This is a genomic window from Streptomyces sp. NPDC048718, assembly GCF_043198875.1.
In the GTDB taxonomy this organism is placed as follows: Bacteria; Actinomycetota; Actinomycetes; order Streptomycetales; family Streptomycetaceae; genus Streptomyces.
This window is the reverse complement of the sequence record NZ_JBICVG010000003.1, coordinates 41,628-64,974: the sequence shown is the minus strand read 5'-3', so window position 1 is coordinate 64,974 and position 23,347 is coordinate 41,628. Positions and strand designations below refer to the sequence as shown.

Genomic DNA, 23,347 nt, shown 5'->3' with positions numbered 1-23,347 from the left:
GTCAGGCGTGTCCTGTTCCTGTGTTGCCCCTCACCGCTCCGCGCTGCCCTGCCGGATCGTCAGTCGAGGTACCCGCGCAACTGGTCGGCATAGGCGTGGGACCGCAGCTTGCCCAGCGTCTTGGACTCGATCTGGCGGATCCGCTCCCGTGTCACGCCGAAGAGCTGCCCGATCTCCTCCAGGGTCCGGGGCCGGCCGTCGCCGAGGCCGTACCGCAACTGGACGACCTGGCGTTCGCGCTCACCGAGCGTGGACAGCACCGCCTCCAGGTGCTCGCGCAGCAGCAGGAAGGCGGCCGACTCGACGGGCGACACCGCGTCCCCGTCCTCGATGAGGTCGCCGAGCGCGACATCGTCCTCCTCGCCGACCGGCGCGTGCAGCGACACCGGCTCCTGCGCGAGCCACAGCACCTCGCCGATCCGCTCGGGCGGCAGATCGAGACGGTCGGCGACCTCCTGGGCGGTGGGCTCGCGGCCGTACTCCTGGAGGATGCCGCGCTGGACCCGGATGACCCGGTTGATCAGCTCGACCACGTGCACCGGGACCCGGATGGTGCGGGCCTGGTCGGCCAGGGCCCGGGACATCGCCTGCCGGATCCACCAGGTGGCGTACGTCGAGAACTTGTAGCCGCGCGCGTAGTCGAACTTCTCGACCGCCCGGATGAGCCCCAGGTTCCCTTCCTGGACCAGATCGAGCATGGTCAGACCCCGGCCGACGTACCGCTTCGCGACGGAGACGACGAGCCGCAGATTGGCCTCGATGAGCCGGCGCTTGGCGATCCGGCCGCGGACCACGAGCCGGTCGAGGTCGAGCGCGAGGTCCCGGTCGAGGCCGGGGACACGGAGCAGCTTCTCCTCGGCGAACAGCCCGGCCTCGATCCGGCGTGCCAGCTCGACCTCGTCCTCCGCGCTCAGCAGCGGGATCCGGCCGATCTCGCGCAGGTAGAGACGGAACAGATCGGCCGACGAGGCCCCGCCGGCCGCCGACACGCGGGGAACGGGGCGGACGCCTGATTCCCGGGACGCGGACTCCCAGGACGATTCCCGGGAGGCGGATTCCCGGGAGATGGATTCCCGGGAGGACGGTTCCTGAGAGGACGGTTCCTGGGAGGACGGTTCCTGGGACGCGGCGACGGTCTGGGTCTGCACGGGAGCGACCTCCAGGGCGGGTGATCGCTGCCGGTGCGGAGGGGGGATCGCATGCGGGGGCACACGGGAGGGGGCGTACGGGCAGCGGGGCGGCACCGTCACCCAGTGTGGGGTACGCCGTGTCCCGGCCACGAGGGGCGTGCGGTGACTTTTTGGGTCCGGAAGGTGACCGACCGCACGCCGGGGCGGGAAAAACGAGCCGGTGGCGGCCGGTCAGAGCGCGGCGGCGCCGTGGTTGCGCAGCGACTGCCCGTACTGGGTGAGCACCCACAGTTCGTTCTGGACGGCGGCGACCTGCCCGGGGTCGCCGTGCGGCCCGAGCCGGGCCAGGGTGCTCTGGACGTCGCGGATACGGCGGTCGACGGCCCGCAGCCGTACGGTCACCAGCTGGTCGCCCGCGTACGCCTCGTCGACGACCTTCGCGAAGATCGTCTCGACGGCGAGTTCGGTCACGAGCGCGCGGACCGTGTCGTCGGGGGCGGCCTCGCGGACCGCGTCGAGGTAGTCGGCGGGCGCGCCGGTGGCGCCGCCCGCGTCCTGGACGCACTGCCGGACGGCGGCGTAGGGCGCGGCGGTGAACTCGTCGATGCCGTACGCGTCGAAGGCCGGGGAGACCAGGTCCGGGTACTGGAGGGCGAGCTTGAGCAGCTCGCGCTCGGTGCGGTGGGCGGGGCTGCGCAGGTTGAGCGCGGGCCCGGCGGGGGCGACGGGTGCCTGGATGTCGTACGTCCGGCGCTGCCGGCCCCGGCCGGAGTCCCGCTGGTCCGGCCCGCCGCCCTGGCCGCCCTGGCGCTGCCAGCGGGCGATCTGGGCGACCCGGCGCACCACGAACTGGGTGTCGAGGATGCCGAGCATGCCCGCGAGCTGGACGGCGACCTCGTGCTGGGAGGCGATGTTCTTGATGCGGGCGACGATGGGCGCGGCCTCGTCGAGGGCGGCGGCGCGGCCGGAGGGGATCTCCAGGTCGTAGCGGGCGGTGATCTGGCGCAGCGCGAACTCGAACAGCGGGACACGCGGCTCGACCAGGTCGGCGACGGCCTCGTCGCCCTTGGCGAGGCGCAGCTCGCAGGGGTCCATGCCGTCGGGGGCGATGGCGATGTACGTCTCGGCGGCGAACTTCTGGTCGTCCTCGAAGGCGCGCAGGGCGGCCTTCTGGCCGGCGGCGTCGCCGTCGAAGGTGAAGATGACGCGGGCGGTGCCGTTGTCCATGAGGAGGCGGCGCAGGATCTTGATGTGCTCGCCGCCGAAGGCGGTGCCGCAGGTGGCGATGGCGGTGGGGACGCCGGCCATGTGGCAGGCCATGACGTCGGTGTAGCCCTCGACGACGACGGCGCGGCTGACCTTGGCGATGTCCTTCTTGGCCAGGTCGATGCCGTAGAGGACCTGGGACTTCTTGTAGATCGGGGTCTCGGGCGTGTTGAGGTACTTGGGCCCGTTGTCGTCGTCGCGCAGCTTGCGGGCGCCGAAGCCGACGACGTCGCCGCCGACGTCCTTGATCGGCCACATCAGCCGGCCGCGGAAGCGGTCGATGGGGCCGCGGCGGCCGTCCTGGGAGAGGCCGGAGACGATCAGCTCGCGGTCGGTGAAGCCCTTGCCGCGCAGGAAGCGGGTGAGGTGGTCCCAGCCGGCCGGGGAGTAGCCGACGCCGAAGTGCTCGGCGGCGGCCTGGTCGAAGCCGCGCTCGGCGAGGAACTTGCGGCCGATCTCGGCCTCGGCGGAGCCGAGTTGGTCGGCGTAGTACTGGGCGGCGGCTTGGTGGGCCTCGACCAGGCGGGTGCGTTCACCGCGCTGGTGGCCGGGGTTGTAGCCGCCCTCCTCGTAGCGCAGGGTGATGCCCGCGCGGGCGGCGAGCCGCTCGACCGTCTCGGAGAAGGTGAGATGGTCGATCTTCATCACGAAGGCGATCGTGTCGCCGCCTTCCTGGCAGCCGAAGCAGTGGAAAAGACCCTTGCTCGGGCTGACCTGGAAGGAGGGCGACTTCTCGTCGTGGAAGGGGCACAGCCCCTTGAGGTTCCCGCCGCCGGCGTTGCGGAGCTGGAGGTACTCGGACACGACGGCGTCGATCGGGACGGCGTCCCGTACCGCCTTCACGTCGTCATCGTTGATCCTGCCTGCCACGTATGAATTCTACGGGGAGCGGGAAGGCGGCCCGGCCCGCGAGGTGCCGCGCGGGGCGAGCGCGCGGTCCGGACCGGCCCGGCGGCGCGGCTACGCGGTGAGGCTCTCCAGCGGGATCGCGGGGTCGGCCAGGCGTTCGGTGTCCACCTGGGCGCGGGAGCGGATGAGCTCCTGGATGGTCTCTGTGACGTCCCACACATTCACGTTCATGCCCGCGAGGATCCGGCCGTCCTTCAGCCAGAAGGCGATGAACTCGCGCTTTCCGACGTCACCGCGCGTCACGATCTGGTCGTACGAGCCGGGCGGGGCCCAGCCCGAGTACTCCATGCCGAGGTCGTACTGGTCGGAGAAGAAGTACGGGACCCGGTCGTACGACACGGTCTTGCCGAGCATCGCGCGGGCGGCGGCCGGGCCGCCGTTCAGCGCGTTGGCCCAGTGCTCGACGCGCAGTCGGGTGTGCAGCGTCGGGTGGTGCGCGGCGGCGACGTCGCCCGCGGCGAAGATCTCCGGGTCGGAGGTGCGCAGCGATTCGTCGACGGCGACACCTCCGCCGTCGGCGCGGTCGACGAGGGCGAGCCCGGAGTTCTCGGCGAGGGCGGTGCGCGGGGCGGCGCCGATGGCGACGAGGACGGCGTGCGCGGGGTGCTCCTCGCCGTCGTCGCTGCGGGCGGCGAGGACCATGCCGTCCTGGCCGGTGATCTCGGTGAGCCTGGCGCCGAAGTGGAAGCGGACGCCGTGCGCGGCGTGCAGGTCGGCGAAGACCTGGCCCAGCTCGGGGCCGAGCACCCGGTACAGCGGGGTGGGGTCGGCCTCGACGATGGTGACCTCGGCGCCGTACGTGCGGGCCGCGGCGGCGACCTCCAGGCCGATCCAGCCCGCGCCCGCGATGACCAGGTGGCCGTTGTCGCGGCCGAGCGCCTTCAGCTCGTCGCGCAGCCGCTCGCAGTGGGCGAGGCGGCGCAGGTGGTGCACGCCCGCCAGGCCGGTGCCGGGGATGTCGAGGCGGCGCGGCTCGGCGCCGGTGGCGAGGAGCAGCTTGTCGTAGCGGATCACGGTGCCGTCGCCGAGCCGGACGGTGCGGCCCTCGCGGTCGATGGCGGTGACGGTCTGGCCGAGGTGGAGTTCGACGTCGTTGCTCGCGTACCAGGAGGGCTCGTGCACGAAGACGGAGTCGCGCTCGGCCTTGCCCAGCAGGAAGTCCTTGGAGAGGGGAGGCCGTTCGTAAGGGCGTTCGTGTTCGTCGCAGACGAGGATGACCCGCCCGTTGAATCCCTCCGAGCGCAGCGTCTCCGCCGCCTTGGCGCCGGCCAGGCCCCCGCCGACGATGACAAAGGTCTGATCTGCGTCGACCACGTTGATTCCTCCTCGTTGCGACCGGTTCCCTACGCTACGCCCCTGGACCCGGCCCGGACCGTACCGCCTCGGGACGTGCCTGCGCAGGGTCCCGCACCGGCCGTACGGACGGAAGGGGGCGAACGGCCCCGGACCCGGGCCCCGCGAGGGGACCTTGGTCACCGGACGGTTCCCCTGACATGGACGGACACGGGCCGTGCCCGCCGGACGGCCCGCGCGTCCCGGCCCGGGGGTCGGGGCGGGACGCGCGGATCGGCGGTGGAGTTCGCGGCAAAGGTCAGGGCCTCACGCCGTCTTCTCCTTCCGGGCGCCGTGGCGGTCGCCGTAGTCGGAGCCGTTCGCGTCGCCGTAGCCGTCGTGGCCGCCGCCGCTCACCCGGATGGTGGCGGTGGCGGTGTCGCTGGTGACCGTGTCGCCGGCGGTGTCGGTCGCCGTGGCGTGGGCGGTGTTGGTGACGGGGCAGGTCGTGCCGTGGCCGCCGTAGCCGCCGTCCGCGCCACCACGCGTGCAGGTGGCATCGGCCTCGGTGACGGTGTAGGTGCCGTGGCAGGTGGTGCTCGCCCCGGCGGCGAGGGTGGTCGTACCGCAGTCGACGTCCGCGACCCGGTCGTCCGTCACGGTCAGCCCGTGCACGGCGGAGTCGCCGGTGTTGGTGACCGTGTACGTGTAGTCGACGGTGTCGCCGGCCTGGAACGGCCCGGCCGAGTCCGCCCGCTTGGCCAGCGTCAGACCGGAGACCCCCTGCCGCTGGACGGTGATCGTGGCCGTGGCCTGCTCGCTGGCGACCTCGGTGCCGCTCAGCTGATACGCGGTGGCCTGCGCCAGGTTGGTCAGCGCGCAGCCCCCGTCCGCCGGCTCGCACGGCGTGATGTCGGCGGTGGTGATCGTGTGGCCGCCGCGGCAGGTGGTGGTCATACCGGCGGCGAGGGTCGTCGCGTCGCAGACCACGCCGACCGTCCGGTTGTCGGTCACGCTCACGCCGTACAGGGGCGTGGTGCCGGTGTTGGTCACCGTGTAGGTGTAGTTCACGGTGTCACCGACCTGGAACGGACCGGCGGACTCCACCTGCTTGGTCAGACCGAGGGACGCCACCGGCGGCTCCTCGACCACCACCACGACACCGGTGGAGGTCGAGGCGGGGCAGTTGTCGTCGCCCTCGTACCGCGCGGTGATCGTGTGCGCGCCCAGGGACAGTTCCGAGGTGGTGAGGGTCGCGTCGCCGCTCGCGTCCAGGGCGACGGTGCCGAGCGCGGTCCCGCCGTCGTAGAACGTGACGTTCCCGGTCGGGGTGCCCTCGCTGCACAGCACGCGCGCGGTGAGGGTGACCGGCGCGCCGGGCGCGGCGGTGGTCGGGACCGCGGTGAGCGTGGTCTGGCTCGTCGCCCGCTCGGCCAGGGCCAGGCTGTGGAATCCGCCCGCGGAGACGGCGGTGGCCCGGGTGTGGGCGGGCAGGTGCGTCAGGACGGGGATGGGGCGGCTGGTGGTGGTGCCGTCACCGATCGGCCCGTCGCCGTTGTAACCCCAGGCGTAGATCCGCCCCTCGGAGGTCAGGGCCAGGCTGTGTCCGCTGCCGGCGTCGATCTGGGTGATCTTGACGTCGTCGGGGATGAGGGTCCGGACCGGGGTGCTGCGGTTGGTGCTGGTGCCGTCACCCAGGAAGCCGGAGGAGGTGTTGAAGCCCCAGGCGTAGACGCGGCCGTCGGTCGTGAGCCCCAGGCTGAAGTAGTGGCCCCGGTTGGACAGGGCGGTGAAGCGGACGCCGTCGGGGACGAGCGCCTGGACCGGGACGAGGCTGTTGGTTTCGGTGCCGTCGCCCAGCTGCCCGTAGGCGTTGTAGCCCCAGCCGTAGACGCGGCCGTCGGTCGTCAGGACCAGGCTGTGGTACGGGCCCGCGGTGACGGACTCGGCCTCGGCACCGCCGGGAAGGGTCAGTTCGACCGGCCGGGTCCGGGTGGTCGTGGTGCCGTCGCCGAGCTGCCCCCGGTTGTTGTAGCCCCAGACGAGGAGGCGGTGGTCGGAGGTGACCGCGAGGGTCTGGTTGCCTCCGCCGGAGATGTCCGTGATCCGCGTGCCGGCGGGCAGGTCGGTGTAGACGGGGGTCGGACGGCTGGTGGTGGTGCCGTCGCCCAGCTGCCCGTAGTAGTTGGCCCCCCAGGCCAGCACCCGGCCCTCGGACGTCAGCGCGTAGCCGAAGTCGAAGCCCGCGTCGATGTCGGTGATCTCGACCCCGTCGGGGATGTCGACCTCGACGGGGGTGCTGCTGTTGGTGTTCGCGCCGTCGCCCAACTGCCCCGAATCGCCCCGGCCCCAGGCCAGGACGCGGTGGTCGGAGGTCAGCCCCAGGCTGTACCAGCCGCCGCCGGCGGCGCCGGAGACCTCGGTGAGCCGCACGCCGGCGGGCAGATCCACCGCGACCGGCGTGAGGCGCCGGGTGGTGGTGCCGTCGCCCAGCTGCCCGTAGGTGTTCTGCCCCCAGGCCAGGACGTCGTCGGTGGGCGGCGCCTGCGCCGCGCTCCCGGGCGGCGCGGCGAGTCCGGCCAGGCCGAACGCGGTGGCCGCGGTCAGGGTCGCCACCAGCGTCCGCACGGCGGCCCGCGCCCGGCCGATCCCGCCCGGTCTCGGTCTCATCGCATACGTAGGAAGTCTCACACCCCCTCTCCTACGGGGTCCCCGCACGCCTTACCCGAGGACACCCCGAACCGCCACTCGAAATCACCCGAAACACCCCAAATGGTTATCAAGTGGACGCTTGTGGACGCTGATGGATGCTTACTGGCGGTGCGGGGTGCGCAGGCGGGCGTGCAGGGCGCGGGCGGAGGCGTCGGTGAGGGAGGCGATCTGGTCGACGATCACCCGCTTGCGGGCCCGGTCGTCGGGTGCGGCGGCGAACAGGGCGCGGAACTGCGGGTCGAGCCCCTCGGGGGCGCGGGCGGCGAGGGCCTCGGCGAGTTCGGTGACGACGATCCGCTGGTCGGCGCGGAGCGCCTCCTGGTCGGCCCGCTGCATCACGTACCGGACGGCGATGGCCTTGAGCACGGCACATTCGAGGCGGGCCTCGCGGGGCACGACGAGCGTGGCGCCGTAACGGGTGAGCCGGCCGGGGCCGTAGGCGCGGCGAGTGGCGGTCTCGGCGGCGAGGCAGAACCGGCCGATGAGCTGGCTGGTGGCGTCCTTGAGGCGGGCCTGGGCGACGGCCGAGCCGTCGTAGCCGTGCGGCCACCACTCCTGGTCCATCAGCCGGTCGAGGGCGGCGGCCAGCTCGGCGGGTTCGGTGTCCTTAGGGACGTACCGGCCGCGGGCGACCTCCCAGATGCCGGCCCGCTCGGGCTCGGCGAGCAGGAGGTTCGGGTCGATGTGCCCGGCGTGCAGACCGTCCTCGAAGTCGTGGACGGAGTAGGCGACGTCGTCGGACCAGTCCATGACCTGCGCCTCGAAGCAGGCACGGCCGGCGGGCGCGCCCTGCCGGGCCCACTCGAAGACGGGGAGGTCGTCCTCGTACACGCCGAACTTGGGCGAGGCCGGGTCGGTGGGGTGACCGCCGCGCGGCCAGGGGTACTTGGTGGCGGCGTCGAGGGCGGCGCGGGTGAGGTTGAGGCCGACGCTGAGCGGGGCGCCGGTGACGGGGTCGGCGATGAACCGTTTCGGCTCGATCCGGGCGAGCAGCCGCAGCGACTGGGCGTTGCCCTCGAAACCGCCGCAGTCCTCGGCGGCCTCGTTGAGGGCCTGCTCGCCGTTGTGCCCGAAGGGCGGGTGGCCGAGGTCGTGGGCGAGGCAGGCGGCCTCGACGAGGTCGGGGTCGCAGCCGAGGGCCGCCCCGAGTTCCCGGCCGACCTGGGCGCACTCCAGGGAGTGGGTCAGCCGGGTGCGGGGGCTGGTGTCCCAGGCGTGGGTGTACGAGCCGGGGGTGACGACCTGGGTCTTGCCGGAGAGGCGGCGCAGCGCGCCGGAGTGCAGCACCCGGGCGCGGTCGCGCTGGAAGGCGGTGCGCCCGGGGCGCTTGTCGGGCTCGGCGGCCCAGCGTTCGGTGTCGGCGGCGTCGTAGCCGGGGGTGCCGGGGGTCTGCGGTGTCTCGGGGAAGCCTTCCATGTCCTCGACGGTAACCGGCGGGACGGACAGATGGGCAGATTCAGGTATCGGTCTGACATCGGCTCAGTGTCCTTACGGGGCCGAGCCGGGGCGCCGGTGGCGGTGCGACGGCGGCCCGGCTCCCGGCTGCCCGGCTCGCGGCTGCCCGGCTCCCGGCTGCCCGGCTCGTGGCCGGGGCGGACGCTGGACGTCAGACGCCGGGCGCCGGGCTTTGGGCGCCCGGCCTCAGGCGTCGAGCCAGATCCGCAGCGGGCCGATCGCCTCGCAGCCCGCCGCCAGCGCCGCGTCGAGGTCGTCGCCCGACTCGTAGCCGACGAGCGGCAGGGCCGGGTCGGCGACGGCGAGGACCCCGGACCAGGCGGCGGAGGCGGGGACGCCGTCGGCGGTGAAGAGATTGGAGACCCCGGTGACCCGGTCGCTCGCGGTGAGGACGGCGCCGCCGAGGATCCGGCCGTCGGGGGCATGGCCCGCGACGATCGTGGTGGCGGGGTCGTCGAGGAGTTCCGCGCGGAAGAGGGCGGCCTCGTCGGCGTCGCCGCCGCTCCAGGCGAGCGCCCAGGCGGCGAGTCCGCCGGGGGTGCGGACGGCACGGTACGCGGCGGCGGAACCCTCGGAGGCGACGCCGTCCGGCGAACCGGCCGGCAGACCGGCCGGGCGGTGGATCCACTGGGCCTCGAAGAGCAGCCGGAAGCCCTCGGGCGCGAGGTCGAGCCGGGCGTGACTGTCCTTCACGGAGGCGCCGGGGGCGGTGCGGTCGATGCCGTCCAGGACGTCCCCGGGCCCGGCGTCCCCGGCGAGGGTGACCGCGTCGGGGTAGTAGAGCGGGGTCCGGCGCGGGCTGGTCCAGGCGCGCGGGCCGAGGGCGCCTTCGGGCAGACCGTGTGCGCGGCACATCGTCCTGCACCACTGGATGTTGTTGTGGATGGCGTCGGCGAGGACGGCTTCGTTGATCACTCGCGGATGGTACGGCTCCCCGCCGTCCCCCTCCTCTGATTTATTGTCGGCCGATTCCGACATAACGTCCTTGTGGGAGAACGGAGTTCCGGGACGCGGAGGCAGACCGCGGGAGGAAGCCGCGGGGAGACGGGAGGAACGCCCGGGGCCGGGATCGCGCCAGGAGTGAACCGGAACCGGCCGAATCACGTCGGACTGGGTGACATCTGTTCGACTCCTCCCCCGTATCCCTGTCCCCCGGCCCCTTCCGCTCCCGACAGCCGACGACCACTCCGGAGGTCCCCCGCATGCGCGGCGTCCGACTGCCCCGACTCCCCCGCACCACCCGGGGCCGCCGCCGCGCCGTCCAGGCCGTCATGATCGGGGCCTGTCTCGCGCTCGCGCCGGTCACCTGGATGCACACCACCGCCGGCGACCGGCTGCGGACGACCGCCGACGTGCCCGCCGAGGACGTGGGCGTGGTCTTCGGCGCCGGGCTCTGGAAGGGCCGCCCCACCCCGTATCTCGCGCACCGTCTCGACGCCGCCGCCGAGCTGTACCGCTCCGGCAAGGTCAAGGTCCTCCTCGTCACCGGCGACAACAGCCGCACCGAGTACGACGAGCCGAGCGCCATGCGCGCGTATCTGGCGGCGCGCGGGGTGCCGGACGACAAGGTGGTCAGCGACTACGCCGGCTTCGACACCTGGGACTCCTGCGTCCGCGCCAAGAAGATCTTCGGCGTGGACCGGGCCGTCCTCGTCACCCAGGACTTCCACATCAAGCGGGCCCTCGCGCTGTGCGCGGCGGCGGGCGTGGAGTCGTACGGCGTCGGGGTCGGCGAACCCCACGACGCCACCTGGTACTACGGCACCACCCGAGAGATCGCCGCCGCCGGGAAGGCCGCCGCCGAGGCGGCCCTGCGGCCCGACCCGCACTTCCTCGGCGACCGGGAGGACGGGGTCGCGAAGGCGCTGACCGCCGCCCCGGCGCGCCCGGCCGGGTAGTCCGCCGCCGGCCCCGCCGGACCCGGCCAGTACCGCGCCCCCGCACCTGACCCCGGCCCGCCAGACCGGTACCCCTCGTGCCCTCACACCGTGTACGGGCGGACCGCCTTGGCCTCCCGCAGCGCCTCGCCCCACCAGGCGAGCCGGTCGAGCAGCCCGGTGGCGGCGGCGTCGGGGATCTCCGGGTCCTTGAGCGTGCCGTCCTCGGTGAAGCTGCCGTGCACCCCCGCGAAGGAGACGGTGTCCCGCAGGGTGACGGTGTGCATCTCGGCGTAGACCTGGCGCAGTTGCTCGACGGCGCGCAGACCGCCGGAGATGCCGCCGTACGACACGAAGGCGACGGGCTTGGCCTGCCACTCGGTGAAGTGCCAGTCGATCAGGGCCTTCAGGGAGGCGGGGAAGGAGTGGTTGTACTCGGGGGTGATCACCACGAAGGCGTCGGCCTCGGCCAGCGCCGGGGTGACCTTGGCGAGTTCGGCCCGTACGGCGGGGGCGGGGTCGTGGGAGAGGGCGGTGGGCAGATCGACGTCGGCGAGGTCGACGACGCGGGTATCGAAGTCCTCGCGGGTCGCGGTGTGTCCGGCGAACCAGTTCGCCACGACCGGGCCGAAGCGGCCCTCGCGGTTGCTGGCGACGATGACGACGAGCCGGAGCGGGCGCGCGGCGCCGGCGTTGTCGGCGTTGTCGGGGGCAGGGGTGACGTGGGTGGCGTTGGCCTTGGTGTCCATGCCGAGAAGCGTGGTACCTCAAGCTTGGTCGAGGTCAAGCGCGGATCGCCCGTGGTCCCGCTCACCCGTTCGGCGCGAGCCGCCGCCGGCCCTCGGGAGCCCCCCTCCGACCCGCCCCCGACCTGCGCGAACGCCCGGATCCACCTACCTGCGCGGTCCCTCGGACGGAGCAGTTCTGACGCGCGCTCACCAGGCGGGGAGTCCGGGCAGCGTCTTGTCTCGGTGCTACGGAAGACCTTTTCCGCAAGCCGTTCGTGTGCCCCGGAGGACCCCCATGCGCCGCACCCCTGTCCGTTTTCTCACCGGGAGCGCGCTGACGATCGTCGCCCTCACCACCTTCGCCGCGGCTCCCCTGGCCTTCGCGAACGACGGCGGGGAGCGGGACCACGACCGGGGCGGCGACGGGGGCTACGGCCGCGACTGGGACCGCGATCGGGACCGGGACCGGGACCGGGACCGACGGCTTGAGATCTTCCCCTCCCCCGCCGAGCCCGGCACCACCGTCACCGTGAACACCGCCGCGTGCGGCGAGCACGGTCACGGCAGGGGCGACGCGAATTCGGTCGGCGCGGGCGAGTTCCACCTCAACCCGAGCACCCACAAGAACGTCGTGGTCGGGCAGTTCACGATCCCCCACCACACTCGGGGCGGCTCGTACGAGATCCGCGTCGAGTGCGACAACGGCAAGTCCGCCCGGGGCGAACTGATCGTCGAGCGCAGGGGAGGCCCCAGCGGCCATGTGCACACCGGTGTCGGCGGCAGTGTGGGCCCCGACACCACCCAGATCGCGGCGGGCGTGGCGGTGCTGGCCGCGGCCGCCGTGGGCGGGACGTGGCTCCTGCGCCGCCGGGCGAGCGGCGCCGCGCAGGACGGCTGACCCGTTCCGCCTCACGCCCTGCCTCCGCCGCGTGCCCGCTGACGGCCCGGCGGGGGCAGGGCCATCTCCATCCCCCGCCACCGGGACGGCGTACGACGGACAGGCACGGGGGACATCGGGCGAGCGGCAGGTGGACGACAGGGTGAGCGACGGGTGAGCGAGCGGTGAGTACGCGGGGCAAGGGCTGGCTCATCGCCGCGGGCGCCTGCCTGGGCCTGTGGATGATCCACCACGGCTCGACAGTGGTCACCCCTCCCGTCCCGTCGGCGGCGCAGGCGTTCGCGGCCGGGCCGAGCGTCCACACGGACGCCGCCGCCGACCCCCTCCCGCCGTCCGATCCGGTACGGCTGCGCATCCCCGAGATCGACGTGGACACGCCCCTGACGGGCCTCGGGGTCGGCAAGGACGGCTCGCTCGACGTACCGCCGGCCACCGACCGCAATCTCGCGGGCTGGTACGAGGACGGCACCAGGCCCGGCGCCAAGGGCACCGCGATCGTGGCCGGCCATGTCGACAACGCGGACGGGCCGGCGGTCTTCTACGCACTCGGCGCGCTGAAGAAGGGGCACCGGATCGAGGTGGACCGCAAGGACGGCCGGACCGCGGTGTTCACCATCGACGCGGTCGAGGTCTACGACAACGACGTCTTCCCCGACGCGAAGGTGTACGGGCAGGCGGACCGGGCCGAGATCCGGGTGATCACCTGCGGGGGCGGCTTCTCCCGGAAGTCCGGCGGCTACCAGGGCAACGTCGTCGCGTTCGGCCACCTCATCGGCGTACGGCCGGCCGCCGCCACGCCCACACCCACGGCCTGACCTCGCCGGATCCCGGCCGCCGCCACACGGTCATCGCCCCGCCGCCACCGCCGCTGTCGGTCATGCCCACTGGTCGAAGGCGAGCTTCGCGACCAGCGAGAGGACGACCACGAGCAGCACCCCGCGGACGAACTCCGAGCCCTTGCTCAGGGCCATCCGCGCGCCGGTCGTACCGCCCACGAGGTTGAAGACGGCGAGCAGGCCCGCCAGCTGCCAGATGACATTGCCCTGGGAGGCGAACATGACGAGCGCGCCCGCGTTGGTGCAGACATTGACGATCTTCGCGGTGGCGGAGGCCGTCACCAGGTCGAGGTGGAGCACGGCCGTCAGGGCGAGGACGAGGAAGGTGCCGGTGCCGGGCCCGAACAGACCGTCGTAGAAGCCGATGCCGCCGCCGACCACGACGATCGCGGTGACGATCCGGGCGCGGGTGAGCTCCGGCCGCTCGGCGCCGTCGGCCTGTACGCCGAACTTCGGCCGGAGCAGGACGAACACGGCCACGGCGAGCAGCACCACCATGATCACCGGGCGCAGCACCTCGCTGCTGATCCCGGCCGCGAAGAAGGCGCCGGCCATCGACCCGGCGAGCGCGGCGAGGCCGACGCGCAGCGCGGTGCCCAGTTTCATCGGGGCCTTGCGCAGATAGGTGACGGCCGCGCCGGACGTACCGACGATGGACATGGCCTTGTTCGTACCGAGGATCTGGGCGGCCGGCAGGTGCGGCAGCCCGAGCAGCAGCGTGGGCAGCATCAGCAGCCCGCCACCCCCGACCACGGCGTCGATCCAGCCGGCCGCGAAGGCGGCGACGCAGAGCAGGGCAAGGGTGGTCATGGATATGTCAGGCATGGCGCGAGCCTAGGAACGGATAGGTGTGGCGTCCATCGATCTTGACCAGTCTTGAGCAACGCCAGAGCTTGCCGCCCGGGGCGCCGGTACGGCGACCGCACTCCGCCCTTTAACAATCTTGACCGATCGTTCCAGGTAAACGTACCGTCATCTCATGGCCAGGACCAAGGAATTCGATCCGGACGCCGCTCTTCAGGCAGCCCTTGAGCTGTTCTGGGAGCGCGGGTACGAGGCGACCACCATGGCGGACCTCGTGGCGCGGCTCGGCATCGGCCGGGCCAGTGTCTACGCGACCTTCGGCAGCAAGCACGAGCTGTTTCTGAAGGCCCTGGAGCGCTACGCGGAGACCATGGATCCGAAGATCCTGGACGAACTGTCCGCGCCGGGGCCCGCGCTGCCGGGGGTCCGCGCGCTCGTCCTCCGGTTCGCCGCCGAGGCGACGGCCGACGAGCGGCGTCTGACCGGCTGTTTCGTCACCAACTCGGCGGCGGAACTGGCCTCGCGCGATCCGGCCGTTGAGCGGCGGGTCGCCCGGAGCTGGGAACACTTGGAGACGCTGCTGCACAGCGCGCTCAGCCGGGCCCGGGCCCAGGGCGAACTGCCGCCGGACCGCGACCCGCGCGCGCTGGCCCGGATGCTGCTCGTGCTGCTCCAGGGCCTGCGGGTGGTCGGCAAGGCCTCGGACGATCCCGCCCGGGTGCGCGACGCCGCGGAGCAGGCGCTGACCCTGCTCGACTGACCCGCTCCCGCCGGCGCCACGGCCCCGGCCCCGACCCCGCCCGTCAGCCCCGGTGCCGGTCGCGGGCGCCCGCGGGCGCCCTTTCTGTTCCCCTCATTCAAGAACGTACGGTCAAAATTCATCCGCTCGCGGAACCCGCACAGGAGTGAACATGTCGTCGTCCCGCTTCACCGGCCGCACCGTCCTCGTCACCGGCGCCGGAGGCGGTCTGGGCCGGGCCATCGCGCTCGCCTTCGCCGCCGAGGGCGCGAAGGTGGCCGTGTCCGGCCGCCGGACCGCCGCCCTCGACGAGACGGTGGCCCTGATCGAGGCCGAGGGCGGCACCGCCCGCGCGGTCACGGCCGATGTCGCCGTCGCCGAGGACATGCACCGCGCCGTACGGGAGACCGTCGCCGCCTTCGGCGGGCTCGACGTGGCGGTGAACAACGCCGGGGTGTTCCGGGGCGGCCAAAGCGCGGGCGACTTCCCCCTGGACGACTGGCGGACGCTGCTCGACATCAACGTCACCGGCGTCCTGCACTCGCTCCAGGCCGAGATAGCGCAGATGCGCGCCCAGGGCGGCGGCGCCATCGTCAACATCGCGGCCAACCTGGGCGCCCACGTCCGCAGGCCCGGGCTCTCCGGCTACCAGGTGTCCAAGGCGGCCGTCTCCGCGCTCACCCGGTCCGCCGCCCTCGACCACATCGGCGAGGGGATCCGGATCAACGCGGTCAGCCCCGGCGCCGCCGAGTCCACGATGTCGCTGCTCCCGGGCGAGACGGAGGCCGAGCGGGAGGTGCGCATGAAGGAGCAGTCGCCGCTCGGGCGGATCTCCTCCGCCCGGGAGGTGGCGGCGGCGGTGCTCTATCTGGCCTCCGACGAGGCCGGCTCCGTCGTCGGCACGGATCTGGTGATCGACGGCGGAGCCTCGGCCTGACGGTCCGGTCTGGTCGGGCCCAAAGGGCGGCGGACCAGTGGAAAAAAGGGGCAGGGGGCTGCCGATCAGCCCTGGCCGGCGCCCTCGCCGCCGCCCTGCGCCATGGCCGGGTCCATCCAGAAGACCTCCCAGTGGTGGCCGTCGAGGTCGGTGAACGAACGGCTGTACATGAAGCCCATGTCCATCGGCTCCTTCGCCGGTCCGCCACCCGCCGCCAGCGCCGCGTCGGCCAGCTCGTCGGCCTTCTCCCGGCTCTCGGCGCTCAGCGTCACGAGCGTCTCGGTCACCTTCGTGGCGTCGGCGATCTCCTTGCCGGGCGCGGCGAAGGCCCGGAACTTCTCCTCGGTCAGCAGCATCGCGAAGATCGTGTCGCTGATGACGACGCACGCGGCGGTCTCGTCCGTGAACCGCGGGTTGGCGAAGAAGCCGAGCTTCTCGAAGAACGCCTTGCTCGCGTCCAGGTCCTTCACCGGCAGGTTCACGAAGATCATCTGCGGGGCCATGAGGTCACTCTCTCTTCCATCGCGGTGCTGTCGAGAGGGAAGACGTCCGGGCTCACCGGAACTCATCGCTGTTTCGCACTTTTCTTCGAAGAGATTTTCCGCCCATCAGCCGGACCTCAGCCGGCCGACCGCAGGGTGAGTGCCGCGAGCGGGATGAACCCGCCCGTCTCGCCCCGGGGCGCGTCGGTGGACACGTCACGGCCGCCCAGCCGCCGGAGCAGGGCGAGCGCGATCCGTTCGCCCTGCGCCTTGGCCCGGTCGGCCAGCGGGCCCTCGTGCAGTCCGTCGACGGTGGCGTGCCACAGCTGCACCCACCGGCCGAAGTGGGCGGCGGTCAGCGGCTCGACGGAGTGGACGGCGGCGTGCGGGGCGAAGGCGTCGTGCCGGTACGCGGCGGTCCGAAACAGCGCGCGCTCCCAGAAGTCGCCGATCCTCGGCAGATGGACCTCCAGGTCCGTGCCCGCGATCTCGGTGAAGAAGCGGCCGATGAGCGGGTCGGCGAAGGCCGCGGTGTAGAAGCGGCGCAGCAGGACGTCGAGGTCGGCGCGGCCGCGGATGTCGTGGACGTCTCGGGTGACACGCATGGATCCAGGGTCCCGCGCCCGGCGCCGGCCCGGCCAGAGCCGAAGGTCCCAGTCCGGGCGCGAGAGCGGGACCAAGGGGCCCGCCCTGGCTACGCCACGGGGGCCAGGCGGCCCGTCCCGGTCACGGCGCGGCGCTCCCGCCCCGTACGAACAACCGGGCCCCGGCCTGCACCGGGGCCCGCCCGCCGGCCCCGCCGCCGGGCCTCACGCCCGTACCGGCCCCCGTGACGGCCCCCGGAGCGCCGCCGGGACCGACGCCCGCCGCGCCGCCGGGGCCCACGCCCGGACCGCCCCGCGCGCCGCCGTTCCCCGTACCGCCGACCGTCCCCGCACCACCGCCGCCGTTCCCCGTACCGGCGACCGTCCCCGTACCACCGCCCCCGCTTCCCGTACCGCCTGCCGGTCCCTCCTCCCGCCGCGCCCCGCCCGTCCGGCGGACGGTCCCGTCGTGGGTGCCCCGGCCGCCGCCGAGGAGGGCCGCGCCCAGCGGGGTCAGGGTGTGCAGAACCGCGTTGCCGTTGCGGAGCGTGGCGATCAGTCCGGCCTCGCGCAGCACCCCGGCGTGCTGGCTCGCGGAGGCGAGGGACACCCCGGCCCGGCGGGCCAGCTCGCTCGTCGTACCGCCGTCGCCGATGGCGTGCAGGACCGCCGAGCGGGTGTGGCCCACCAGTTTGGCGAGCGAGGGCAGACCGGGCGGCCGGACGGTCGGGGACTCGCCGTGGGTGATCGGGTAGACCAGGACCGGCGGCAGCGCGGGATCGCGCAGGACGACCGGGGTTCCCCGGCAGAAGTACGAGGGCTGGAGCAGCAGCCCGCGCCCGTCGAGCCGCAGGTCCCGGTCGACGGGGTAGTCCGCCTCCAGGACGGGGCGGTGCCAGCGGATCATCGGCGGCAGCGAGGCGAGCAGCTCGTCCGCTCCCCCGTCGAGCAGGGCCCGGCCGCGCCGGGCCCGGTCCGCCTCGACACGGGCCTGGATGTGGGTCCAGTACGGCTCGACGGCGGCCCGGTGGTAGTCGCGCAGCGCCCCGGCCAGCCGGCCGAGCGGCTCGGCGCCGCCCTCGGCGAGCGCGCGCAGCGCGGCCGGGACGGCGGGACGGCCGGAATGCGCGGCGCCGATCCTGGCGAGTTCGGCGCGCAGCCGGAAGGCCGGGGTGGCGCGGATCGCCTCAAGTCCCTCGTCGAGTCCGAGGATGCCCTCCGGCGGGTTGAGGAAGTCGGGGAAATAGCCGTGTGCCGGGACCAGTGCGGCGAGCTGCCGCGTCTCGCTACCCAGCCGTGCGCGTGCTTCCGACCGCCATTCCCGGAACACGACCGGGCCGCGCCGGTCCCGTATCCGGTGAAAGCTCAGAATCGTTTCCCACAACACGTCCGGCTGGGCGGCCATCCGCACCCCGGCCAGATCGGCCCCGGTGAAATGAATCCGCAGCATGGAACCCCCACCTGTGCACTCGCAACCACCCCCGACGACGAGTATGCACAGCATCACTGCACGTTACCAGGGTGTTTCAGCCAGACTTGAAAAGCCTCGCGATGAACGGCCGGAAACCGAAAAGCTGTGATCGGCCGGACGGCGAACCTTCGAGGACCGAGGTGACGCGACGAAGACCGTGGGGGGCTTCGGCGCGTCCGGCGGCGGTCGGCGGGGTTGCGGCTCATCCGCCCGGCTACGGGAATGGGCGCGGCCTCCGGGTGGGGATCCGGGGGCCGCGCCCATCCTTTTGTTTGCGAAAGTTCAAATCCGAATTTCCGACGGGGCCGGCCCGCGCACAGGAAGCCACCTTTCCCCACCCCGGACCCCTCGGAATCCCAGAAATCCCTACACTCCCCCGGCCCTCATCGGGCACTTCCGGCACATCGCCACCCCCACCCGCTCCAGCAAAACCGAATGGTTTTACGGAAACACTCTCGGGGGTGAAATGCGAAATCGGCAGAAGTGCGGGAAAGGCCGGTGAAACGCGACGGGGCGGACACCTCCGCACAAAGGTGTCCGCCCCGTCTCCTTGCGGAAACCGGAAACCGCCGCCCATCGGTTTTCGAGGGTCGGGGACGAGCGGCGGCTCCGGCGGTTCACGGCCCCTTCCGCGCGTGTCCGGCGGGGCCCGTGAGATCAGCGGCTGTCGCTGCCCTTCGCCTCGGCCGCCGCGCGGCCGGCCTCCAGGCGCGCCACCGGGATCCGGAACGGCGAGCAGGAGACGTAGTCGAGACCGACCTCGTGGAAGAAGTGCACCGACTCCGGGTCGCCGCCGTGCTCGCCGCAGACGCCGAGCTTGATGTCGGGGCGGGTGGCCCGGCCGGACTCGACCGCCTGGCGGATCAGGGCGCCGACGCCGTCCTTGTCGATGGTCTCGAAGGGGCTGACGCCGAAGATGCCCTTCTCCAGGTACGCGGTGAAGAAGCTGGCCTCCACGTCGTCGCGGGAGAAGCCCCAGACCGTCTGGGTGAGGTCGTTCGTGCCGAAGGAGAAGAACTCGGCGGCCTCGGCGATCTGGCCGGCGGTCACGGCGGCGCGCGGCAGCTCGATCATGGTGCCGAGAGCCAGCTTCAGGTCGACGCCGGTGCGCGCCACGACCTCGGCGATGACCGTCTCGGCCTCCTCGCGGACCAGCTCCAGCTCCTGCACGGTGCCGACGAGCGGGATCATGATCTCGGCGCGCGGGTCGCCCTTGGCCTCGATGCGCTCGGCCGCGGCCTCGGCGATGGCGCGGACCTGCATGGTGAACAGGCCGGGGATGACCAGGCCGAGCCGGACGCCGCGCAGACCGAGCATCGGGTTCTGCTCGTGCAGCCGGTGGACGGCCTGGAGCAGGCGCAGCTCGTTCTCGTGCGGCTCCTTGCGGGCCTCGGCGAGGGCGACGCGCACCGACAGCTCGGTGATGTCGGGCAGGAACTCGTGCAGCGGCGGGTCGAGCAGCCGGACGGTGACGGGCAGGCCGTCCATCGCCTCGAACAGCTCGACGAAGTCGCCCTTCTGCAGCGGCAGCAGCGCCTTCAGGGACTCCTCGCGCTCCTCGTCCGTGTCGGCGAGGATCAGCCGCTCGACGTACTGGCGGCGCTCGCCGAGGAACATGTGCTCGGTACGGCACAGGCCGATGCCCTGGGCGCCGAAGCGGCGGGCGCGGGCGGCGTCCTCGGCGTTGTCGGCGTTGGCGCGCACGCGCAGCCGGCGGACGCGGTCGGCGTAGGCCATGATCCGGTGCACGGCCTGGACGAGCTCGTCGGCGTCGTCGGCGCCGGCGTGCATCCGGCCCTCGAAGTACTCGACGACCGGCGACGGTACGACGGGTACCTCGCCGAGGTAGACCTTGCCGGTGGAGCCGTCGATGGAGACGACGTCGCCCTCCTCGATCACCACGCCGGCGGCGGTGGTCATCCGGCGGCGCTTGGTGTCGACCTCCAGCTCCTCGGCGCCGCAGACACAGGTCTTGCCCATGCCGCGGGCGACGACGGCGGCGTGCGAGGTCTTGCCGCCGCGGGAGGTGAGGATGCCCTCGGCGGCGATCATGCCGTCCAGGTCGTCGGGGTTGGTCTCGCGGCGGATCAGGATGACCTTCTCGCCGGAGCGGGACCACTTGACCGCGGTGTACGAGTCGAAGACGGCCTTGCCGACGGCGGCACCCGGGGAGGCGGCGATGCCGCGCCCGATCTGCTCCACCCCTTCCCCGCCGCGAGCGTAATCATCATCGAACTTCGGGAACATCAGCTGCGCCAGCTGGGCGCCGTTGACGCGCTGGAGCGCCTCGGCCTCGTCGATCAGGCCCTGGTCCACGAGCTGGGTGGCGATCCGGAAGGCGGCACCGGCGGTGCGCTTGCCGACGCGGGTCTGGAGCATCCACAGCTGACCGCGCTCGATGGTGAACTCGATGTCGCACAGGTCCTTGTAGTGCGTTTCGAGCGTGTCCATGATCTGCATGAGCTGGTCGTACGACTTCTTGTCGATCGACTCCAGCTCGGCGAGCGGCACGGTGTTGCGGATGCCGGCGACGACGTCCTCACCCTGGGCGTTGGTGAGGTAGTCGCCGTAGACGCCCTGGTGGCCGGAGGCGGGGTCGCGGGTGAAGGCGACGCCGGTGCCGGAGTCGGGGCCGAGGTTGCCGAAGACCATCGAGCAGACGTTGACGGCGGTGCCGAGGTCGTGCGGGATGCGCTCCTGGCGGCGGTACAGCTTGGCCCGGTCGGTGTTCCAGGAGTTGAAGACCGCCTCGATGGCCAGGTCCATCTGCTCGCGGGGGTCCTGCGGGAAGTCGCGGCCGGTCGCGGTCTTGACGATGCCCTTGAAGTGCTCGACGAGCGCCTTCAGGTCGGCGGCGTCCAGGTCGGTGTCGCTGGCGGCGTTCTTGGCGGCCTTGGCCTCGTCGAGGGCGTCCTCGAAGAGCTCGCCGTCGACACCGAGGACGGTCTTGCCGAACATCTGGATGAGGCGGCGGTACGAGTCCCAGGCGAAGCGCGCGTTGTCGGCCTGGGCGGCGAGGCCCTCGACGGAGGCGTCGGAGAGGCCGATGTTGAGGACGGTGTCCATCATGCCGGGCATCGAGAACTTGGCGCCGGAGCGGACCGACACCAGCAGCGGGTCGTCGGCCTGGCCGAGCTTCTTGCCCATGGTGCGCTCCAGGGCGTCGAGGTGCGCGCTGACCTCGTCGCGGAGCGCGGCCGGCTCGGAGCCGCTGTCCAGGTAGACCTTGCAGGCCTCGGTCGTGATCGTGAAGCCGGGGGGAACCGGGAGGCCGAGATTGGTCATCTCGGCGAGGTTGGCCCCCTTGCCACCGAGAAGGTCCTTGAGGTCCTTGTTGCCCTCGGTGAAGTCGTACACGAACTTCTGATCATTGAATTCCGACACGGGCCACGACTCCTCGACGACTCGGTTGGCTGCCCTGACGGCGAGGAACATACCCAGATCGAAGGCTTCTGGGGAGGTACGCCTACCGGTCACCCGGTCTTAACCACCCGTCCGCCAGCACATCGAAAGTAACTGGCCAGTAGCTTGCGCGTTCGGCGCCCGAAGCCGCCTTGACCCAAACCAGCACTCCAGCGCTCACATGAGCGCACATTCCGGCACTTGAGTTCAAGCCTTGAATGCAAGAAGGGTGGCACGCAGTGCCACCCTTCAAGCCGGAGAGGGTCGATCAGACCGCTCATCTGAGCGCTACCCCTATCAAGGGTGGCGAGAATCACTCGCCAAAAACGCCCGAGAGAGGCCCCGAAGGACCCTTGGTCTCACCCTCCGGACGTGTCCAGCTCGGCCTCTTCGCTCACGCCGGCGCAGTCGTAGGGGTCCTTCAGCCAGCCATCCGGCAGGACAACTCGGTTATTTCCGGACGTACGGCCCCGGGGGCCGTCCGCGCCCTCCGGCCACGGCTGGTCCAGGTCCAGCTCGCTCAACTGAGCGGCCAGCTCGTCCAGGGACGAGGTGACAGCCAGCTTCTTGCGCATCTCCGAACCGACCGAGAAGCCCTTGAGGTACCAGGCCACGTGCTTGCGGAAGTCGATGACACCCCGCGCTTCGTCGCCGATCCACTCACCGAGCAGCCGTGCGTGCCGCACCATCGTGTCCGCGACCACGCGCAACCCCGGCCGCGTGTAGTCGTCGGTGCCCTCGAAGGCCGCCACCAGGTCCCCGAAGAGCCACGGCCGGCCCAGGCAGCCCCGGCCCACGACCACGCCGTCACAGCCGGTCTCGCGCATCATCCGCAGCGCGTCGTCCGCCGACCAGATGTCGCCGTTGCCGAGCACCGGGATCTCCGGCACGTGCTCCTTCAGGCGCGCGATGGCGTCCCAGTCGGCCGTGCCGCCGTAGTGCTGGGCGGTGGTGCGGCCGTGCAGAGCAACCGCGGTGACGCCCTCCTCGACGGCGATCCGGCCCGCGTCCAGATACGTGAGGTGGTCGTCGTCGATGCCCTTGCGCATCTTGATGGTGACGGGCAGCGCGCCCGCGTTGCCCACGGCCTCGCGCAGGATCGCCCGCAGCAGCGGCCGCTTGTACGGCAGCGCGGAGCCGCCGCCCTTGCGGGTCACCTTCGGCACCGGGCAGCCGAAGTTCAAATCGATGTGATCGGCCAGGTCCTCGTCGACGATCATCCGGACCGCCTTGCCGACGGTCACCGGGTCCACGCCGTACAGCTGGATCGACCGCGGCTTCTCGCTCGCGTCGAAGTGGATCAGCTGCATCGTCTTCTCGTTGCGCTCGACCAGCGCCCGCGTCGTGATCATCTCGCTGACGTACAACCCCTTGCCGCCGCTGAACTCGCGGCAGAGGGTGCGGAAGGGGGCGTTGGTGATGCCGGCCATCGGCGCGAGCACCACCGGCGGCTGCACGATGTGCGGGCCGATGGCGAGGGGGGAGAACACGGTCATCCGCCCATTGTCGCGCACCGGGCCCGCACACCGGGAGTCGTGAGGCGGGAGAGGGGGGTGGGACCGGGGCTGGGGGCGGGGGTCCTTAGGCCGGGGCGAGGGCTGGGGCGGGGCCGGGGTGGGGCCGGGGTGGGCCGGCCGGCTGCGGGCTGCGGGCTGCGGGGCTCAAGGGCGAGGCGGGTGTGACCACGCTCACCGGGATCTGCGGTGCGCTCCCCCGTACGGCCGACCCCCCTCGTACGTACGCGCACCCACGCGTACGTACGAGGGGCCGCGGCGCCCCCCCCCCCCCGGGCGCGCGGGGGCCCCCCCCGGCGAGAGGGGGGTGGTGGTGGGGGAAGGAGAGGTA

At 72.4% G+C, this 23,347-nt stretch carries 16 protein-coding genes and 2 pseudogenes; 5 read left to right on the top strand and 13 right to left on the bottom strand.

The genetic code is table 11. The features are described from left to right. Positions 1 to 59: 59 nt before the first annotated feature. The 6 genes and pseudogenes from ACGFRB_RS05965 to ACGFRB_RS05940 all read right to left on the bottom strand — a co-directional run. Positions 60 to 968, bottom strand: a pseudogene (locus ACGFRB_RS05965) (RNA polymerase sigma factor); the annotation flags it as partial. A gap of 393 nt (positions 969 to 1,361) precedes the next feature. Beyond that, complete coding sequence (dnaG, locus tag ACGFRB_RS05960; protein ID WP_363006271.1) at positions 1,362 to 3,266, bottom strand: DNA primase; 1,905 nt, start codon at positions 3,264 to 3,266, stop codon at positions 1,362 to 1,364. Between the two features lie 90 nt (positions 3,267 to 3,356). Next, entirely contained in the window at positions 3,357 to 4,619 is a 1,263-nt protein-coding gene (locus tag ACGFRB_RS05955) for an FAD-dependent oxidoreductase (RefSeq protein ID WP_363006273.1), read from the bottom strand. A 285-nt stretch (positions 4,620 to 4,904) separates the two neighbouring features. Further along, the gene (locus tag ACGFRB_RS05950) at positions 4,905 to 7,247 is read right to left on the bottom strand and encodes an Ig-like domain repeat protein (protein WP_393239622.1); all 2,343 of its coding nucleotides are present in this window, start codon (positions 7,245 to 7,247) and stop codon (positions 4,905 to 4,907) included. A gap of 141 nt (positions 7,248 to 7,388) precedes the next feature. Continuing rightward, positions 7,389 to 8,705: a deoxyguanosinetriphosphate triphosphohydrolase gene (locus tag ACGFRB_RS05945; RefSeq protein WP_393239620.1), complete on the bottom strand. Its 1,317-nt coding sequence runs from the start codon at positions 8,703 to 8,705 to the stop codon at positions 7,389 to 7,391. A gap of 225 nt (positions 8,706 to 8,930) precedes the next feature. Then, on the bottom strand, positions 8,931 to 9,599 hold the full coding sequence (locus ACGFRB_RS05940; RefSeq protein WP_393240537.1) for a hypothetical protein: 669 nt from the start codon (positions 9,597 to 9,599) through the stop codon (positions 8,931 to 8,933). A gap of 347 nt (positions 9,600 to 9,946) precedes the next feature. On the opposite strand from ACGFRB_RS05940, the gene ACGFRB_RS05935 reads away from it, so the two are divergent. Further along, entirely contained in the window at positions 9,947 to 10,642 is a 696-nt protein-coding gene (locus tag ACGFRB_RS05935) for a vancomycin high temperature exclusion protein (protein WP_393239617.1), read from the top strand. An 83-nt stretch (positions 10,643 to 10,725) separates the two neighbouring features. Here the strand turns inward: ACGFRB_RS05935 and ACGFRB_RS05930 are convergent, their stop codons facing one another. Then, positions 10,726 to 11,370 (bottom strand): NADPH-dependent FMN reductase, encoded by a 645-nt coding sequence (locus ACGFRB_RS05930; protein ID WP_393239614.1) that lies wholly within the window; start codon positions 11,368 to 11,370, stop codon positions 10,726 to 10,728. Between the two features lie 274 nt (positions 11,371 to 11,644). On the opposite strand from ACGFRB_RS05930, the gene ACGFRB_RS05925 reads away from it, so the two are divergent. Together ACGFRB_RS05925 and ACGFRB_RS05920 are read left to right on the top strand one after the other, a co-directional pair. Then, positions 11,645 to 12,247: a hypothetical protein gene (locus ACGFRB_RS05925; protein WP_393239611.1), complete on the top strand. Its 603-nt coding sequence runs from the start codon at positions 11,645 to 11,647 to the stop codon at positions 12,245 to 12,247. A gap of 164 nt (positions 12,248 to 12,411) precedes the next feature. After that, positions 12,412 to 13,062, top strand: coding sequence for a class F sortase (locus ACGFRB_RS05920; protein ID WP_393239608.1), 651 nt, complete (start codon positions 12,412 to 12,414; stop codon positions 13,060 to 13,062). Positions 13,063 to 13,122: 60 nt separating this feature from the next. Here ACGFRB_RS05920 and ACGFRB_RS05915 read toward each other — a convergent pair whose 3' ends face one another. Further along, the gene (locus ACGFRB_RS05915; RefSeq protein ID WP_363006287.1) at positions 13,123 to 13,908 is read right to left on the bottom strand and encodes a TSUP family transporter; all 786 of its coding nucleotides are present in this window, start codon (positions 13,906 to 13,908) and stop codon (positions 13,123 to 13,125) included. Between the two features lie 154 nt (positions 13,909 to 14,062). Between ACGFRB_RS05915 and ACGFRB_RS05910 the strand changes: the two genes are divergently transcribed. Further along, positions 14,063 to 14,647 (top strand): TetR/AcrR family transcriptional regulator, encoded by a 585-nt coding sequence (locus tag ACGFRB_RS05910; RefSeq protein ID WP_393239605.1) that lies wholly within the window; start codon positions 14,063 to 14,065, stop codon positions 14,645 to 14,647. Between the two features lie 151 nt (positions 14,648 to 14,798). Continuing rightward, positions 14,799 to 15,563 carry an SDR family NAD(P)-dependent oxidoreductase gene (locus ACGFRB_RS05905; protein WP_393239602.1) on the top strand — a complete coding sequence of 255 codons (765 nt, stop codon included), beginning with the start codon at positions 14,799 to 14,801 and terminating at the stop codon, positions 15,561 to 15,563. A 65-nt stretch (positions 15,564 to 15,628) separates the two neighbouring features. Here the strand turns inward: ACGFRB_RS05905 and ACGFRB_RS05900 are convergent, their stop codons facing one another. From ACGFRB_RS05900 to dusB, 5 genes and pseudogenes are all read right to left on the bottom strand, one after another. Further along, a complete protein-coding gene (locus ACGFRB_RS05900; protein ID WP_363006293.1) occupies positions 15,629 to 16,066 on the bottom strand; it encodes a VOC family protein in 438 nt (145 codons plus the stop codon). 116 nt (positions 16,067 to 16,182) lie between these two features. Continuing rightward, the gene (locus tag ACGFRB_RS05895; protein ID WP_393239599.1) at positions 16,183 to 16,650 is read right to left on the bottom strand and encodes a group III truncated hemoglobin; all 468 of its coding nucleotides are present in this window, start codon (positions 16,648 to 16,650) and stop codon (positions 16,183 to 16,185) included. A 460-nt stretch (positions 16,651 to 17,110) separates the two neighbouring features. Then, positions 17,111 to 18,079 (bottom strand): annotated as a pseudogene (locus ACGFRB_RS05890) (ArsR/SmtB family transcription factor); the annotation flags it as partial. 678 nt (positions 18,080 to 18,757) lie between these two features. Next, on the bottom strand, positions 18,758 to 21,484 hold the full coding sequence (ppdK, locus tag ACGFRB_RS05885) for a pyruvate, phosphate dikinase (protein ID WP_393239596.1): 2,727 nt from the start codon (positions 21,482 to 21,484) through the stop codon (positions 18,758 to 18,760). 377 nt (positions 21,485 to 21,861) lie between these two features. Beyond that, positions 21,862 to 22,998 carry a tRNA dihydrouridine synthase DusB gene (dusB, locus tag ACGFRB_RS05880; protein ID WP_363006299.1) on the bottom strand — a complete coding sequence of 379 codons (1,137 nt, stop codon included), beginning with the start codon at positions 22,996 to 22,998 and terminating at the stop codon, positions 21,862 to 21,864. Positions 22,999 to 23,347 lie beyond the last annotated feature (349 nt).